The following is a 16,768-nucleotide window of genomic DNA, read 5'->3' as shown; positions in this document are numbered from 1 at the left end:
ATTTGCATCTATTTAAATCGATTACTCTCTTTGAGTTTTTCGATGTTAAACCAATGCTACTTACGTTGAAATTCTGAGTTTGCATTCCACGTTGGCCATTGCTCTTGCTCCGAAATATCAAAACCTACTTTATAAAACAATTGTAAGTCTTGAACAGCACCCGATAAATCCCATTCGTCACGGTAACGATCACATGGTTGATGATAACAACCGCGAAGTACTAAACTCATGCGTTTACGGTAATTAGCTGTCTCTTCGTCAGCTGCGACTGTGCCGCCACCTGCGTACATGGCTGGAATCCCCATATTAGCAAATGCAAAGTGATCAGAGCGGTAATAGCCACCAGATGATGGTTTAGGATCGCCTGATATTGTTCTGCCTTGCTCTTTAGCTGCAGTTGCTAAAAACTCATCCATTTGTGACTTGCCAATACCAACCACATTCATGTCTTTTACTTTGCCTAATAAATTTAAGCTATCCATGTTTATGTTAGCGACTGTTTTATTAGCTGCAATCACTGGGTTAGCTGCATAGTATTTAGAACCTAGTAAGCCTTGCTCTTCAGCCGTAACTGCTAAAAATGTCATTGAGCGGCTAGGGTGCTTTGGTAATTTAGTAAAGGCTTCAGCTACTTCAATAAGCCCAGCTGTACCCGTTGCGTTGTCGTGAGCACCGTTGTAAATTTGATCGCCTTTACGTGTTTTATCTGTACCTAAGTGATCCCAATGCGCTGAGTAAATAACATGCTCATCTGGTTGCTCGCTTCCTGGTAACGTAGCGATAAAGTTATACGACACTGATTTTTTAATTGTATTTTTAACATTAACAGAAGCAGTTAAATCGCCCATATCAACATGGTAAGCACCTTTAGCTGCGTTTTCTTTCGCAGTCTCAAAATCTAATCCTGCTTTAGTAAAAAGCTCTTTTGCTACGTCAGTTGTAACCCAGCCTTCAACGGCTACGCGGTCCATATTGTTGTTTTCTTTTTGAAAACCAAACTGCTCGCCACTCCACGAATTTTCAACAACCGACCATGGGTATGACGCAGGTGCTGTTTCATGAATAATAATCGCGCCAGCTGCACCTTGTCGACTTGCTTCTTCATATTTGTATGTCCAACGACCGTAATAAGTCATTGCATCGCCAGTAAATAAAGCAGGGTCTTTTGTTGCAAAGCCCGGATCGTTAACCAGCATTACAACCGTTTTGCCCTTAACATCTAACCCTTCGTAGTCATTCCAATTGTATTCAGGGGCATTAACGCCGTAACCCACAAATACGAGTTCAGAATTTTCTATGCCTTCTTGTGCGCTAATGCGGCTGCTACCCATAACCATGTCTTTTTTATATTGATAGTCTTTACCACCAATACTAAGCACCATATTCGAATCAGCTTCTAAAGAAACCAATGGCACTTCTTGTAAGTAACTGTCGCCATTACCTGGCTTTAAACCTAAAGCTTTAAACTGCGCAGTTAAATAATCAAGCGTTAGCTTTTCGCCAGGTGATGAAGGAGCACGGCCACCAAATTCGTCCGATGCGAGTACTTTTACATGTTTAGCCAGTTCATCAGCTTGAATACTGTTATAACCATTTGTTACATCAGTCGGGGTAATACTTGTTGTTGCGCAACCTGCTAAAACAGCAGTAGCGAGGAGTGTGAGAGAGAAATAATGTTTCATGTCAGCTCTTTTTTTGTTTTAAGTTGTGATTAGTATATTAACTTCTATTAAGCAGAACCAGTTTTTGCGGTAAACTTCTCGTAAATTATAGGCATAAATTGTTAAAGGTTTAAATGAAGCGTTTTACTCCCCCCGAGCAGTGGCAAATCAGTAGTTTAGAAACAGGTGCATTTGCGCATTTACGTGAGCTATTTAAAGTTAACGAACTAACAGATTGGCCATCGCCGCAGTGGTTTTCTCCATTTTTAACTGCTATTAATGAGAATAATATTCCTATTACTTTTGAAGATGATGCAAAGGTAGACTTTGGCGAGCGGTATTATGAGCAAGTAATTTTTGAAACAGGTGTTGTACCTACACGCAGTGAAAACTGGCATGACTTATTTGGTGGGTTTATATGGTGTTTATTTCCTAAAACCAAAGCGTTAATAAACCATAGACATGTGCAAGATATAGCTGAGCATGGACTGCAACAGCGTACTAAGCATCGTAATGCACTAACGCTTTTTGATGAGTGTGGTGTTGTATTAGCTATAAGTGAGAGTAAATGGCAGCAGTGGCTTTGCGATCACCAATGGAAAACTGCATTCGTTGAACACAAACATGAGTGGGGTAAAACAATAAAACCTTTTATGTTTGGTCATGCTAATTATGAAATGCTAACAAAGCCCTATATAGGTTTAACGGGTAAAGCGTTATTTGTTTGTGTACCTAATGAAATATTTTGTAAAGATTTAGTAACTCAATACCAGTACCTTGACCAAGCCCTTTATGAGATGATTAGTACAGATAACTGCTTAGCCGATAACAAAAAGCTTTCACCACTGCCTTTATTAGGTGTGCCAGGCTGGCATGACGAAAACAAAGACGACTCTTTTTACAACAATACAGATTATTTTAGAGCGAAACGAAGGATGCGAACATGATAGAAGTTGCTGGGCTTAAAAAGAAATTTAAGCTAACTAAAGATCACAAAAAAAATAAAATAGACGACATCGATCCTCGTGAAGATAAAGACTACTTTCACTCAGTACGAGACGTTAGTTTTAGTTGCGCTAAAGGTGAGGTACTTGGATTGCTCGGCCCAAATGGTGCGGGTAAAACGACGACACTGAGAATGATTTCAACCGCGTTAAAGCCCGATGAAGGCTCAATAACGATTGCCGGAAACGATATTGTAAAAAAACCGCTACTGGGCCGTAAGTCTATTGGATTTTTATCAGGCTCTACGGGGCTGTATGGCCGCTTAACTGTAAAAGAAAACATAGAGTATTTTGCAAAGCTTCATGGCATGAACAAAAGCGATATAGCATCGCGTTGTGATGAGCTATTTACATTGCTTGATATGCATAAATTTGTAGATAAACGGGCAGAAAACCTTTCAACAGGTATGAAGCAAAAAGCAAATATAGCGCGTGCAGTTGTTCATCGCCCAGCAGTTGTGGTACTTGATGAGCCAACAACGGGCCTTGATATAATGACAACACAAACAGTTATTAAATTTATCAAAGGTTTAAAGGCGCAAGGGACGCCTGTTATTTTCTCAACCCATCATCTAGATGAAGTAGCCCTTTTATGTGACCGTGTCGCTGTAATTAACGAAGGTATTAGCTGTTTTGACGGAACAGTAGAAGAGTTTAAACAAGCAGGCAATAGTGATGAGCTTAATCAAGCGTTTATGAATATATTAACGGAGAAACATGATGTTTGAGGTATTTAAAAAGGAATTAAGAGAGTTATTACGCGATAAAAAAACGCTATTATTTGTAGTCGCGCTTCCTGTTGCTATATTTCCGTTATTGTTTGCCGTAATGGCATTTATAAGCTCGCAAGCTGCAATGGATGCTGAGCAAAAAGTAAATACTTACGCGATTATCAACGGTGAATACGCACAAGAATTTACTGACAAAGTGTTTTATCACAAAAGTTTTGAGCTTTATAAAGGGGATAAAACCTTTAACAATATTGATGAGCTTAAAGCAGGTGTAATCGCTGGCGATATTGATATGGGTATTTATTTACCAAGTCATGCTGTGCAAACATTGGACGATGGAAAACAAAGCCAGTGGCAGGTTGTTTTTAACGATTCAAAATCTATCAACTTTTTATTCGAACGCGTTAAAGAGCTCGCAAAAGAATACAGTGACGTGCTGCAAACTCAAAAGCTAATCAGTTTTGGTATTGAAGAGTCTGTTCAAAAATCTATTCTTAATCCAATTGAAGTAATAAAAGTAGATACAGCCGATAAACGTGAAAACCTTGGCGAAAAAATTGGCGGTTTTTTACCTTACCTACTTATTCCATTAGTATTGATGGGGGCAACTTATCCCGCTATTGATTTAGGCGCTGGCGAAAAAGAACGCGGCACGCTAGAAACACTTCTACTTACACCTATTACGCGTACAGAGTTGGTGCTTGGTAAGTTTATAACCTTGTTAACTACATCTATTGCCTCCACAACCATAACCGTCTTAAGTATGGGCTGTTGGATAGCATTGGCGCTCGCATTTGCCGATCTTGATTTTATTAAAGCCGCATTTAGTACATTAGCAGTAACCGATTTACTAATGATATTTGTACTATTACTACCTGTTGCAGCTATCTTTTCGGCCTTAGCTCTGGCTATATCTATCTATGCTCGCACGTTTAAAGAAGCGCAAAATTATATGGCACCACTTAGTATGGGCGTATTTTTCCCGATTATTATTTCAATAATGCCAAATATGGAACTTACTGCTAAAACAGCATTCATTCCTGTTACAAACGTAGCATTAGCAATTAAAGAAATAGTAAAAGGGACTGTTGATTACACATTTGTAGGCTTAATATTTTTAGCCACTGCAATCATTGCTGCTGGGCTATTGGCATTTTGTGTCAAGTGGTTTAACAGAGAAGATGTGCTATTTAGATAATGTACATAAAGGGTTTTAAGAATATATAAAAGGTAGCAATTGCTACCTTTTATACTTTGAAGCGATTAATAGTTAAAATAGCCCATTTATTAATTTTGTAAGCCAATATTTTTTCACCCATTCATTTAAAATTCACATAAGGGTTATGCTCTAAATAAAACTAATGATTTAGTCTTTTTATTATAAAAATTATAACGATAACTGATTAGTTAGAGGGTCCAATTCTCTCTTTAATACTCTATACTAATAACAATAAAAACTTATGGTGAAGGTAAATGTTAAAAAGGAATATTTTTTTGAATGTGACAAAAAATAATAAACTAATGCTCGTTGCAACAATAATATTTGTTCTTATAGCTTTACCATCTCTGTATTTGTTCGATCAAAAAGTAAGAAGTGATGTTTATAATTCAGCTCAAATAGAATTAAAGCGTGAACTTGAAACAAAAAGCCTTTCATTAAAAAAACATCTTAAAGACAGTGTTACCGCCATTCGCTTTTTAGATGCTACACCACCAATACAAGGCATTACCCGCGCTAAAGAAAATAAACTAATTGATCCTGTTCTTGGTACGCCAATAGATGTTTGGCAAGAGCGCTTAGCAAGTATTTTTACTGGTTTTATGCAGACCGATGACAGTATTTTGCAAGCTCGCTATATTATGCTCGAAGATGGTGGGCAAGAGATTGTTAGAGTTGACCGAAATCAACTTGGAGAGATTAATCGACTGCAAGGTCTGCAATTACAAAAAAAAGGTCAACGCGATTACATAATCAAAGCAAGCATGCTTGATAAGAAAAGTGTTTATATTTCTCCAATTAACTACAACCGTGAAAATGGACAGATACAAGAACCTTATATAAGCACTTTTCGTGTTGCTAAGCCTGTTTTTGATGAAAATAATAAAATATTTGCAATATTAGTTACTAATTACTTTGCGGATAAATTACTTGAAGATTTAACAGTTGAATCTCCACAAGGGACGCAGATTTACCTTATGAATAATGAAGGTGAATTTTTATATCATCCAAACCCTCAACTTCGATTCAGTTTTGAATTTAATAAAACTAAAACATGGTCTGAAGAATTCTCTACTGCAACCACCATGACAGAGCAAGGCACTTTACCAATAAGTAATTATCCAGTGGCTTACACTTTAAAAAAACGAATTTCGTTTGAGGGTGATATAGCCATGCTACCTTTAGATCTTGGTGTAAGTGTTGATACAAAAACATTGTTTGCAAAGGTGAATGAGAGACGTCAAAACTTTATTGCAATGTTAGTGGTATTTTTTAGCATATTTTTAGTTATTGCTTTTTTATACCAACGTTTTATAAACCGTAAGCTGTTAATTAATTCTCTAAAAGAGCAAAACAATAAAGTAATAGAAAATTCTTTGGATGCTATTTTTACAATTGAGCAAAACGGGGAAATTGTTCACTTTAATAATACCGCTAAAGAGGTTTTTGGTAGTTCAATTTCAGGCACTAATCCTGATTTTGTCTCGCTGTTTAATTTAAACAACGCAGACACTAATTGTATACAAGAGACTATTACAAACGGTTCAAAAATGCCGTTTGAAGCAATCTACACAGATGGCAATGGCAACAAACAATATTTTTCGATTACGCTTAGCAGTATTTTTGATGTATATAATAACCGTTATCAAGTTGCGGCTATTTTAAGAAATATTAGCTCATTAAAAAATACGCAATCAGAGCTCGAAGCGTTAAACAGTACTCTGGAGCTAAAGGTTTCACAAAGGACCATTGAACTAGAGCGTGCAATTGACCAAGCATTAGCAGCAAGCCATGCAAAAAGTGACTTTGTAGCAAATATCTCTCACGAAATACGCACACCAATGAATGGCGTATTAGGGATGCTTGAAATGCTCAAAGAAGATGGCTTAACCGAACAACAATACCATTATTTAAAACTAGCAAATAGCAGTGCTAATTCATTGATGAATTTGATTAACGATATCCTTGATTTTTCTAAAATAGAAGCAGGTAAGCTTGATATTGATAATCATACATTTGATGTTGTTACAGTATGTAGCGATATGATTAGCTCTTTAGCGTTACAAGGGCAACGCAAAGGTCTTGAAGTATTTTTAGATACTAAAGATGTAGTAGACAGAATGGTTATTGGCGACAGCCATCGACTTAAACAAATTTTAATTAACCTAGTTAATAATGCGTTTAAATTTACTCATAGAGGTGAAGTAAGTTTAACTGTTGGCTCTAAGTACATTACTGACTCAAAGTTATTAATGAGCTTTACAATAAAAGATACCGGAATTGGTATAGCGCCTGAAAACATTGACAAATTATTTGAAGTATTTACGCAAGAAGACTCAAGCACGACCCGCCATTTTGGTGGTACAGGCTTAGGGTTATCTATATGTAAAAAGCTTGCTCAGTTAATGGGTGGTAATATTACGGTTATAAGTGAAAAGGGCGCGGGTAGTACCTTTACCGCAACGGTTGAGCTACACGTTGCACAAGAGAAAAAATTAAACACAGGTATAGAGCTTGCTACAAGTATCAACGTAGCTGCATTAATAGCGCGCGATAACGTTTATAAAAACGTATGCGACTTATTGTTATTAACCTGCAAAGTAAAAGCAGAAAACATTGTACGACTTGACTACTTTAGTGAGCACAAAGAGTTTGAAGCTGATTTATTATTAATTGATGATGAGCATCCTCAAATTGATGCGTTAATTGATTACTGTAAACAGTTTAATAAAAAGTATGTTTTAATTTTACGAGACATGGTGACAGATAAGCCAATCAAAACGGTATTACCTGAAGGCAGCCATATTTTAAATAAACCACTCACTCAAGATCAATTCAGTTATAAATTAGCCAGCTTATTTGGTGCTAGTAGTGACTGTATTATAGCGCCACCTAAAGGCTTGGAAGAGGAACAAGTAGAGCCTGACCTATCTGCTTATCATATATTATTAGTTGACGATAATATGATAAACATTGAAGTAGCAAAGGCGATATTAAAGCGTACTAAAGTAAAAATCACTTGTGCGTCAGACGGTGTAGAAGCATTAGAAGCATTGAGAGAAAACGAAGAGCAAGCTTTTGATGTTATATTAATGGATTGCCAAATGCCTAATTTAAACGGCTACGATACAACAAGTGAAATTAGAAATAGTAAGGCAGGGGTAGATTATACTTACATACCGATTATCGCTATGACAGCGAGTGCGATGGAAGGTGATAGAGAGCGATGTTTAGCTGCTGGAATGAACGACTACATTACAAAACCAATTAAACCAGAAACTTTAAAAGATAAGCTAATTACTTGGTTAAGTTAATCGTTTTTAAAATCAGCTGCTAGGCAGCTGATTTTTTTGGTTTGGTACTTGTTGTCGTATTAAAAGGCGTGTTAAGAATAGCTATGTCTGCGCTATCAAGTATAAATTGTGTATCTGACCAATGTAGTAATTCTATCTTTCCATCTTGCTGCTCTACAAGCGCAGTACAGCTCTCAATCCAATCACCATCGTTACAGTATATAATATCGTCATCCACTTTTATTTTGGGATGGTGAATGTGTCCACAAATAATACCATCTACGTTTTGTTTTTTAGCTTCATGAACTGCGGCATCTTCAAAGGCACTAATCGCTTCTCGTGCTTTGTGTACCCGAGCTTTTATCCATGATGCAAGCGAGTAGTAGTTACCACCAAATATTTTACGTATACGATTGGTCCAGCGATTTAAAAATAATAAAAAGTCGTATCCTGCATCCCCCGCAATACTAACAAGTTTGTTATAACGAGTCGCTGAATCAAAGTCGTCGCCGTGTATAAGTAAAAACCGTTTATTAGCTTTAGTGGTGTGAATAAACTGCTGGTGGATTTCAACACCAAATAATGTTTGATTTATATAGTTTCTAAACGCTTCATCATGATTACCGGGAATATAAATGACACGTGTACCGCTAGCTGCTTTTGTTTGTATGCAGTTTAATACTTCATAATGAGAAGGGGGCCAATAAAACTGTCGCTTCATCGACCATAAGTCAATAATATCACCCACTAAATAAAGTGTGTCAGATTCTACCGAGTTTAAAAAATCAAGTAAGTAATCAGCTTTACAATCTTTGTAACCTAAATGAACATCAGATATCCAAATGGCTGGATAATGTTGTTTTTTACGCAGTTGATTGTTTGTCATGCCCGTCATCCATAGTGTAATAATTAAACACTGTAGATAAATCTAATGACACTTATGAGACACTTTAGCGAAGCCTCCATGACAATTTATACCAAGGCACGTAATTAAAAGATTTCTATAAAGCTAGGAAAGGTGAGTCATTGAGCAGCTATTATTACGCATTGCTATTAATCGCGCATAAAAAAGGCCGCATTTTAAATGCGGCCTTTTAGTCTATTTTGAGCGTGCGTGTTATTAACCTTTAACAGCCGCTTTAATTGCATCAATTGCTGTGTCTATATCAATCATTAGCTTTTCACCGGTGCGGCGGTTTTTAAGCTCAACTTTATTCTCGTCAAGGTTACGCTCACCAATCACCAGTGTAAATGGTACACCAATTAGCTCCATGTCATTAAACATAACACCAGGGCGCTCTTTACGGTCATCAAATAACACATCAAGACCTGCATCTTTTAAACCTTGGTAAAGGTTATTTGCAATATCAGGAATACGATGCGATTTGTGCATGTTCATTGGAACAATTGCTAAATCGAATGGCGCGATTGATTTTGGCCAAATGATCCCGTATTGATCGTTGTTTTGCTCAATAGCAGCAGCAACAATACGTGAAACACCAATACCGTAACAACCCATAGTCATGGTTTGGTTTTTACCGCCTTCGTTTAATACTCCCGCTTTCATCGCTTCTGAGTACTTGGTACCAAGTTGGAATATATGACCTACTTCAATACCGCGTTTAATTTGTAAAACGCCTTGGCCACATGGGCTCATATCGCCTTCAACAATATTACGAATATCAGCAACTTCGTAATCAGTTACGTCACGATCCCAGTTAATACCGCTGTAATGCTCGTCGTCTTTATTAGCACCGGCAACAAAATCAGCAAGGATATTAGCGGCTCTATCAACAATAATAGGCATAGATAAGCCGACCGGGCCTAAGGAGCCAGGTTTTGCACCAATAGCAGCAACAATATCTGCCTCTGTTGCCATTTCAAGCGGAGAGTCTACTAATGGGTGCTTTTCAGCTTTTAATTCATTTAAATCATGATCGCCACGAAGTACAAGCGCCACTAAACCACGTGCATCGTTTTCATTAGGTGCACCGTAAACAATTAAGGTTTTAACACCACGATGAGGTTTTACACCGTAATGCTTTTTAAGCTCATTAATTGTTTTAGCGTCAGGAGTAGGGAATGCTTTTAACTCTTTACTTGCTTCTGGGCGTGGATCGTTTGGCGCTAGTGCTTCTGCTTTTTCAATATTAGCTGCGTAATCGCTGCCATCACTAAATGCAATTGCATCTTCGCCCGACTCAGCAAGTACATGAAACTCGTGCGATAGGCTACCACCAATAGACCCAGTATCAGCAAGTACAGGGCGGTAATCAAGGCCTAAACGCTCAAAAATGTTACAGTATGCTTTGTGCATCGCTTGATAAGTTGCATCTAAACACTCTTCACTTAAGTGAAAAGAGTAGGCATCTTTCATTGTAAATTCACGAGCTCGCATAACACCAAAGCGAGGGCGACGTTCGTCGCGTACTTTAGTTTGTACTTGATATAAGGTAACTGGTAACTGCTTGTAGCTGCTTATTTCTTTACGTACGAAATCAGTTATTACTTCTTCGTGTGTTGGACCAAGTGCAAACGTACGGTTATGACGGTCTGTAAAGCGCATAAGCTCAGGACCAAATTCATTCCAACGGCCAGACTCTTCCCACAAATCAGCAGGTTGAATTACAGGCATTAGCATTTCAATAGCACCTGCTTTGTCCATCTCTTCACGTACAATGTTTTCTACTTTACGTAGCACACGTAAACCAGAGGGTAACCAAGTGTATAAACCCGAAGCGACGCGACGGATCATACCGGCTCTAAGCATTAACTGATGCGATACGATTTCAGCATCTGATGGCGTTTCTTTAAGTGTTGCGAGTATATATTGGCTTGTACGCATGTTTTTTCCGAAATAGAGTAATTATGTTCTTTTAATAGAGCTTAAGTTTAACAGCGGATGCTTTTACACTAAAGCGCTAAGTGAGTTATTTAGTTTTTTTCTATGTTTGTTACTACGTTATGCTCGCCATTGACTTGCCAGCGAATATTATAATTGTACAAAGTCATACCATAGCTTTGCTCGCCGTCTTTTTGTTTTTTATAGGCAGGGCGGGGATCTTGTTTTAAAACATTAGCTATAAAATCATGTAAATCTGGGTATTGTGTTTGCGCATTAACAAACTCAATTGCCTGAGGGCTAAATTCAACCGTCATTTGTGTTTCTGGGCGTGTATCTGCAAAGCCAGCACTGGCGTCAAACATTGCATCTGAATAGGGTAAGTACGGTTTAATATCGATAATGGGTGTGCCATCAAGTAAATCAATGCCAGCGAGTAATAAACTAAGTTGTCCATTTTTATACTCGATACCTTCAAGTTTTACTGCGCTCATACCAATCGCGTTTGGTCTAAATGTAGCGCGGGTAGCAAATACACCTTTTCGCTCATTGCCACCTAAACGAGGTGGGCGCACCATAGCAGAATAACCTTTATCGGCCGTTTCATGAAAACGAAATAACAACCAAATATGAGTAAATTCATCTAAACCACGTACAAACTCTTCGCGATTAAAATCAGGTGCAAAAATAAGTTTTGCCTTGGCTTGTGGCACTAAACGAGGCTGCCTAGGTATAGCAAACTTTTGTTTATAAGGAGATTCAATGTGGCCAATAGCCGAAATGGTATAATCGCTCATAGTACTCGGGTACAAATAAAATAGAGCGCTATTCTACCTGCATTTAGTATTTATGGCATTAGTGTAAGTAAGTTTATTGCTTATAGACCAAGCGGTTCAAAATCATTTATTAGACTGAGTGGTTTATATTTTGTATTAATGTATTTAAAAAGGACCTAAAACAAAAAAGGGCAAGCTCATAAGCTTACCCCTCTCATACATGTTAAAGATTAATTAAAACATGTATTGAACTGATACAGATGCTACATCCATGTCTGGATCAATATCGTCATCAAGTTTGTAGCGTTCGTACTCTAAACGAAACTGTACATTTGTTGTAAGTGCGTATTCAATACCCGCACCGTAAAATGCATCACCACCATCTGTAGACGCTGTTACACCACCTACTGGTAAATCTTGTGTGTAATCTGCATCCCACTCAAGCCAACCGCCTTTTGCATATACCGAAAAGCTTTCTGTTATTGGGTAGCCCAAACGTGCGGCAAGCGATACGCCATCAATTTCAGCTTTGCTGTCTATATCACTTACTTCATCAAAGTTTTGATAAGCAAGTTCTAAGCTTAGGTATTCGTTAAACTGAGTACCAATATAGCCTTTAAGCATTTGTGCATCGTCGTCAAAGTCAGTGTCGTTGTCACTGTCTTCAAATTCAAAAGAATATTGACCGTAACCGATACCAGTATAAATACGTGGAGAATCGAAATCAGAAATGTCAGCGTGTGCTGCAGAGTTAAAACCCAGTGTTGCTAGTGCAATAGCTGAAAGAGAAAGTGTTTTAATCATTGAATAGCTCCTTTACAAAAAATAATCAAATGCTTGATTTCATTAATCAAACTTCAATTACTTACTTGCAGCGAGCGTGCCAATATTAAAATGGATTAAAAACACGCCATAATTAGTTCTTTTGTATTGGTTTTTACATTATTTAGCGTGTTTTATAATCAAAGTGAACTTTTGTGTAATCGTGTACTCTAAAATAAGTTGTATGTTTTACAAAGTATAATGAGTTTTTTACATAGCCTTACTTTATTTAAATTACTAATTAGACTTCGTGAAGTAAGTTTTCTGTTTCAATTGCTATTTCTTTCATTTTTATAGCGTAATTTTCTAATTTAATGTCTTCATCGGTCACTGCTTTAAACGAAGGCACTTCTATTGGGTAGCCCGTTTCATCCATTGCAATAAAGCTGATAACACAATGGTTTGTTTCAACCATATTTTGCGTTTTTGGATCGCCACACCTAACTTGAATAAATATTTGCATGCTACTTCTACCCGTATGGGCAATTTTAGCTTCTACTTCGACTATTTGACCCACTAAAATAGGGCGTCTAAATTTAACACCCGCAACCGAAACAGTTACGCAGTAATGACCACTCCAACCTGCAGCGCACGCATAACCTGCTTGGTCAATCCACTTCATGACGGCCCCACCATGAACTTTACCACCAAAATTAACATCAGTAGGCTCTGCTAAAAAACGAAAAATAACTTTTGACGACGGCATAAATAACACTCTTATTATTAAAACTACTATTAGCATAACGTAAAAAAGGGGCCGAAGCCCCTGCAATTTAGGATATGTTTATAATTTATATGTAAAAAACGTAGTTATATAGCTATACAGCGCATAATTTAGTTACATATTAGGATAATTTGGCCCACCTGCACCTTCAGGTGTTACCCATGTAATGTTTTGGCTTGGGTCTTTAATATCGCAGGTTTTACAGTGCACACAGTTTTGGGCATTAATAACAAACTCTTTATTGCCTGCAATTTCTTGTACTTCGTAAACGCCTGCTGGGCAATAACGTTGTGCGGGTTCATCAAATTTAACTAAATTTACGTTAATAGGAATTGACGCATCTTTAAGCTTTAAATGACACGGCTGTGATTCTTCGTGGTTAGTATTTGATAAAAACACACTTGAGAGTTTATCAAAGCTAAGGTGTCCATCTGGTTTTGGATACGCAATTTTGTCAGCGGCGTTAGCATCAACAAGGGTAGAGTGATCGGGCGTATTATCTTTAAATGTAAACGGTAAACCGCCATTAAAAATATTTTGATCAAGCGTGTTATACGCACCACCTAAAAATTTACCGAGCTTGTGCATTGCAGGGCCAAAGTTACGAGATTGATATAACTCTTTATATGCCCACGATTGCTCAAACGCAGTTTGATAATGAGTTAAATCGGTATTTGCTAACTCATTTTGCAATGCTTCAAAAATAACCTCTGCGGCAATCATTCCTGATTTCATTGCAGTGTGATTACCTTTAATTTTTGCAAAATTAAGTGTGCCTGCATCGCATCCTACAAGTAGGCCACCTGCAAAATGCATTTTTGGTAATGAATGTAAACCGCCTTTAGCAATAGCACGCGCACCGTAAGCAACACGTTCAGCGCCTTCAAGTACGTTTTTAAATACTGGATGGTGCTTCATTCGCTGAAACTCATCGAACGGGCTTAAATGTGGGTTTGAGTAATTTAAATCAATAATTAAACCCACAACAACTTGGTTGTTTTCACTGTGATACATAAATGCACCACCATTAGTATCGCCGCTAAGTGGCCAACCTGTACCATGAACAACTTTGCCAAGCTCATGCTTACTTTCATCAATTTGCCAAATTTCTTTAAAGCCTAAACCGTAATGCTGCGGCGATGAATCTGCATCAAGTGCAAACTCATTAATTAGCTGCTTACCTAAATGACCTCGGCAACCTTCGGCAAAAATAGTGTATTTTGCACGAAGCTCCATGCCTGGCATGTAACCGTCTTTTTCATTCCCGTCTTTGTCTACACCCATATCGCCAGTAATAATGCCTTTTACTGCTTCATCTTCAATTATTAAAGCGTGTGCGCTAAATCCTGGAAATATCTCTACGCCTAAGCTCTCAGCTTGCTCTGCAAGCCATCGACATACATTGCCCATAGATACAATGTAGTTACCATCATTATGAAATGTTTTTGGTGTAGCAAAGTGGGGGATTGATGTCGCTTTTTGCTCGTTGTTAAACCAATAAATTTCATCGTTAGTTACTTTGGTTGTAACCGGTGCGCCAAGCTCTTGCCAATTAGGTAGTAGTTCATCCAAAGCTTTGGTTTCAAAAACAGCACCAGAGAGTACATGTGCTCCTACTTCAGAACCTTTTTCGACTACGCAAATCATGCACTCTTGTTGTTTTTCTTGTGCTAATTGCGCGAGTTTAATTGCACTTGAAAGCCCAGCAGGGCCTGCACCAACAATTACTACATCAAATTCCATGGTTTCACGTTCGACCATAATAACCTCTTTATCTATGACGGACTTATTTGAATGTTTACTACGCATTTAAATAAGGTGTACAGCCTATTTATAACCTTGCAAATTAAACGTTACAGACTGTGAATAGTTAAAGGTTATTTTAGGTTGACGTTTACGTCAACAGGAAGTAGTCTAATTTCATAAAATAAATAGGTTGACGTGCACGTTACCTTGTAGGTTTAAATAATTATGGAGTTCCTATGAAAGTTCTCGTACCAATAAAAAGAGTGATTGATTACAACGTAAAAGCACGCGTTAAAAGTGATAACAGCGACGTTGATTTAACCAACGTTAAAATGGCAATGAACCCGTTTTGTGAGATTGCTATAGAAGAAGCAATTCGCCTTAAAGAAGCCGGTACCGCCACTGAAGTGGTTGCCGTAACTATTGGTGCAAAAGCATCACAAGAACAATTACGCACAGCATTAGCATTGGGCGCTGATAAAGCCATTCACATCGAAACCGATGAAAAGCTCGAGTCACTTCATATTGCAAAGTTACTCGCTAAAATTGTAGAGCAAGAAACGCCTGAACTTGTCATTTTAGGTAAGCAGTCAATTGACTCAGATAATAATCAAACAGGTCAAATGCTTGCTGCATTAACTAATCGCGGGCAGGGTACATTTGCATCAAAAGTAGTTATTGAAAATGGCAAAGTAAACGTAACTCGCGAAGTTGATGGCGGGCTGCAAACGGTAGCACTTAACTTACCGGCGGTTGTTACAACTGATTTACGCTTAAATGAGCCTCGCTATGCATCACTGCCAAATATTATGAAAGCCAAACGTAAGCCGCTTGAAGTAATAGCAGCAGATTCGCTTGGTGTTGATTTAACACCGCGTATGCAATTAATAAGTGTAGAAGAGCCAGCTAAACGCACCGCAGGAATTATTGTTGAAGACGTTGCGCAGCTTGTAGAAAAATTAAAAACAGAGGCAAAGGTGATTTAAATGAAAACACTCGTAATTGCAGAGCACGACAACGGTGCCTTAAAACCAGAAACCTCAAAAACTATTAACGCCGCAGTAAAAATGGGTTTTTCTATTGATGTACTAATTGCAGGTAACAACTTAAGCGCAATGAGCTCACAAGTTGCCAGCATTGATGGCGTAGCTAATGTTTTAGTTGCCGATAATAACGTTTATGAACATCAGTTAGCTGAGAGCATGAGCGATTTAGTGTTATCAATTAGCGACAACTACAGCCACATTGTTGCAAGTGCTACTACAACGGGCAAAAACTTTATGCCACGTGTTGCTGCGCTATTAGATGTTGCGCAAATTTCTGAAATTATCGCAGTCGTGGACGCAGATACATTTAAACGTCCAATTTATGCAGGTAATGCAATCGCCACGGTTAAATCACTCGACAGTAAAAAAGTAATTACCGTACGTGCCAGTAGCTTTGATTTACAAGGTGAGCAATCAGCTGTTGCTATAACAAGCATTGATACAGTATCAGATTCGCAATTAAGCAGCTTTGTAAGTGTTGAGCAAACCGAATCAGAACGCCCTGAGCTTACAGCAGCTAGTGTGGTCATATCGGGTGGTCGCGGTATGCAAAACGGCGAAAACTTTGCATTACTTAATGGTATTGCCGATAAACTAGGTGCAGCTATTGGTGCATCGCGCGCTGCAGTTGATGCGGGCTTTGTACCTAACGACATGCAAGTAGGGCAAACAGGTAAAATTGTAGCACCTAACTTATATATTGCAGTAGGTATCAGCGGTGCTATTCAGCATTTAGCCGGCATGAAAGACTCAAAAGTAATCGTCGCGATTAATAAAGACCCAGACGCACCTATTTTTCAAGTTGCAGATTACGGTTTAGTGGCTGATTTGTTTGAAGTACTGCCACAGTTAGAGAGTGCTTTATAGCCTTTAAATAAACAATCTTATTCTGGTTGAAAGCCGT

Annotated in this window: 13 protein-coding genes; 6 read left to right on the top strand and 7 right to left on the bottom strand. The window is 38.1% G+C overall.

Features of this window, described 5'->3' with window-relative positions; translation table 11 throughout:
* Positions 1 to 56: 56 nt before the first annotated feature.
* Positions 57 to 1,682 carry a M28 family metallopeptidase gene (locus FFU37_RS07150; RefSeq protein ID WP_138489104.1) on the bottom strand — a complete coding sequence of 542 codons (1,626 nt, stop codon included), beginning with the start codon at positions 1,680 to 1,682 and terminating at the stop codon, positions 57 to 59.
* Positions 1,683 to 1,795: 113 nt separating this feature from the next.
* Here FFU37_RS07150 and FFU37_RS07145 point away from each other — a divergent pair, with 113 nt between their 5' ends.
* The 4 genes from FFU37_RS07145 to FFU37_RS07130 all read left to right on the top strand — a co-directional run bounded on the left by FFU37_RS07145 (position 1,796) and on the right by FFU37_RS07130 (position 7,929).
* The gene (locus tag FFU37_RS07145; RefSeq protein ID WP_039487953.1) at positions 1,796 to 2,608 is read left to right on the top strand and encodes a DUF3025 domain-containing protein; all 813 of its coding nucleotides are present in this window, start codon (positions 1,796 to 1,798) and stop codon (positions 2,606 to 2,608) included.
* Positions 2,605 to 3,393 (top strand): ABC transporter ATP-binding protein, encoded by a 789-nt coding sequence (locus FFU37_RS07140; RefSeq protein ID WP_024596859.1) that lies wholly within the window; start codon positions 2,605 to 2,607, stop codon positions 3,391 to 3,393. Before FFU37_RS07145 ends, FFU37_RS07140 begins: the two co-directional genes overlap by 4 nt.
* Positions 3,386 to 4,594: an ABC transporter permease gene (locus FFU37_RS07135; protein ID WP_039487952.1), complete on the top strand. Its 1,209-nt coding sequence runs from the start codon at positions 3,386 to 3,388 to the stop codon at positions 4,592 to 4,594. Before FFU37_RS07140 ends, FFU37_RS07135 begins: the two co-directional genes overlap by 8 nt.
* A gap of 323 nt (positions 4,595 to 4,917) precedes the next feature.
* Positions 4,918 to 7,929, top strand: a complete 3,012-nt coding sequence (locus tag FFU37_RS07130) for an ATP-binding protein (protein WP_138490012.1) — start codon at positions 4,918 to 4,920, stop codon at positions 7,927 to 7,929.
* Positions 7,930 to 7,948: 19 nt separating this feature from the next.
* Here FFU37_RS07130 and FFU37_RS07125 read toward each other — a convergent pair whose 3' ends face one another.
* The 6 genes from FFU37_RS07125 to FFU37_RS07100 form a co-directional block, all read right to left on the bottom strand.
* A complete protein-coding gene (locus FFU37_RS07125; RefSeq protein WP_039487950.1) occupies positions 7,949 to 8,794 on the bottom strand; it encodes a UDP-2,3-diacylglucosamine diphosphatase in 846 nt (281 codons plus the stop codon).
* 234 nt (positions 8,795 to 9,028) lie between these two features.
* Entirely contained in the window at positions 9,029 to 10,753 is a 1,725-nt protein-coding gene (locus FFU37_RS07120) for a proline--tRNA ligase (protein WP_138489103.1), read from the bottom strand.
* Positions 10,754 to 10,842: 89 nt separating this feature from the next.
* Positions 10,843 to 11,547, bottom strand: a complete 705-nt coding sequence (gene tsaA, locus FFU37_RS07115) for a tRNA (N6-threonylcarbamoyladenosine(37)-N6)-methyltransferase TrmO (RefSeq protein ID WP_039487947.1) — start codon at positions 11,545 to 11,547, stop codon at positions 10,843 to 10,845.
* A 213-nt stretch (positions 11,548 to 11,760) separates the two neighbouring features.
* Positions 11,761 to 12,330, bottom strand: a complete 570-nt coding sequence (locus FFU37_RS07110; RefSeq protein ID WP_002961225.1) for an outer membrane beta-barrel protein — start codon at positions 12,328 to 12,330, stop codon at positions 11,761 to 11,763.
* Between the two features lie 259 nt (positions 12,331 to 12,589).
* Positions 12,590 to 13,054 carry an acyl-CoA thioesterase gene (locus tag FFU37_RS07105; RefSeq protein ID WP_002961226.1) on the bottom strand — a complete coding sequence of 155 codons (465 nt, stop codon included), beginning with the start codon at positions 13,052 to 13,054 and terminating at the stop codon, positions 12,590 to 12,592.
* A gap of 132 nt (positions 13,055 to 13,186) precedes the next feature.
* Positions 13,187 to 14,833: an electron transfer flavoprotein-ubiquinone oxidoreductase gene (locus FFU37_RS07100; RefSeq protein WP_138489102.1), complete on the bottom strand. Its 1,647-nt coding sequence runs from the start codon at positions 14,831 to 14,833 to the stop codon at positions 13,187 to 13,189.
* Positions 14,834 to 15,054: 221 nt separating this feature from the next.
* On the opposite strand from FFU37_RS07100, the gene FFU37_RS07095 reads away from it, so the two are divergent.
* Together FFU37_RS07095 and FFU37_RS07090 are read left to right on the top strand one after the other, a co-directional pair.
* Positions 15,055 to 15,804 carry an electron transfer flavoprotein subunit beta/FixA family protein gene (locus tag FFU37_RS07095; protein WP_138489101.1) on the top strand — a complete coding sequence of 250 codons (750 nt, stop codon included), beginning with the start codon at positions 15,055 to 15,057 and terminating at the stop codon, positions 15,802 to 15,804.
* A complete protein-coding gene (locus tag FFU37_RS07090) occupies positions 15,805 to 16,731 on the top strand; it encodes an electron transfer flavoprotein subunit alpha/FixB family protein (RefSeq protein ID WP_138489100.1) in 927 nt (308 codons plus the stop codon).
* Positions 16,732 to 16,768: the final 37 nt, after the last annotated feature.

It is taken from the genome of Pseudoalteromonas distincta, assembly GCF_005877035.1.
Taxonomy (GTDB): Bacteria; Pseudomonadota; Gammaproteobacteria; order Enterobacterales; family Alteromonadaceae; genus Pseudoalteromonas; species Pseudoalteromonas distincta.
The sequence above is the reverse complement of the archived record's forward strand: the minus strand, read 5'-3'. Positions and strand labels throughout refer to the sequence as shown.

Bases quoted from the DNA above. Each gene is read 5' to 3' on its own strand.
- FFU37_RS07095 (WP_138489101.1), top strand. From the start codon at position 15,055: ATGAAAGTTCTCGTACCAATAAAAAGAGTGATTGATTACAACGTAAAA.
- tsaA (WP_039487947.1), bottom strand. From the start codon at position 11,547: ATGAGCGATTATACCATTTCGGCTATTGGCCACATTGAATCTCCTTAT.
- FFU37_RS07100 (WP_138489102.1), bottom strand. From the start codon at position 14,833: ATGGTCGAACGTGAAACCATGGAATTTGATGTAGTAATTGTTGGTGCA.
- FFU37_RS07090 (WP_138489100.1), top strand. From the start codon at position 15,805: ATGAAAACACTCGTAATTGCAGAGCACGACAACGGTGCCTTAAAACCA.
- FFU37_RS07130 (WP_138490012.1), top strand. From the start codon at position 4,918: ATGCTCGTTGCAACAATAATATTTGTTCTTATAGCTTTACCATCTCTG.
- FFU37_RS07145 (WP_039487953.1), top strand. From the start codon at position 1,796: ATGAAGCGTTTTACTCCCCCCGAGCAGTGGCAAATCAGTAGTTTAGAA.
- FFU37_RS07150 (WP_138489104.1), bottom strand. From the start codon at position 1,682: ATGAAACATTATTTCTCTCTCACACTCCTCGCTACTGCTGTTTTAGCA.
- FFU37_RS07105 (WP_002961226.1), bottom strand. From the start codon at position 13,054: ATGCCGTCGTCAAAAGTTATTTTTCGTTTTTTAGCAGAGCCTACTGAT.
- FFU37_RS07140 (WP_024596859.1), top strand. From the start codon at position 2,605: ATGATAGAAGTTGCTGGGCTTAAAAAGAAATTTAAGCTAACTAAAGAT.
- FFU37_RS07125 (WP_039487950.1), bottom strand. From the start codon at position 8,794: ATGACAAACAATCAACTGCGTAAAAAACAACATTATCCAGCCATTTGG.
- FFU37_RS07135 (WP_039487952.1), top strand. From the start codon at position 3,386: ATGTTTGAGGTATTTAAAAAGGAATTAAGAGAGTTATTACGCGATAAA.
- FFU37_RS07120 (WP_138489103.1), bottom strand. From the start codon at position 10,753: ATGCGTACAAGCCAATATATACTCGCAACACTTAAAGAAACGCCATCA.
- FFU37_RS07110 (WP_002961225.1), bottom strand. From the start codon at position 12,330: ATGATTAAAACACTTTCTCTTTCAGCTATTGCACTAGCAACACTGGGT.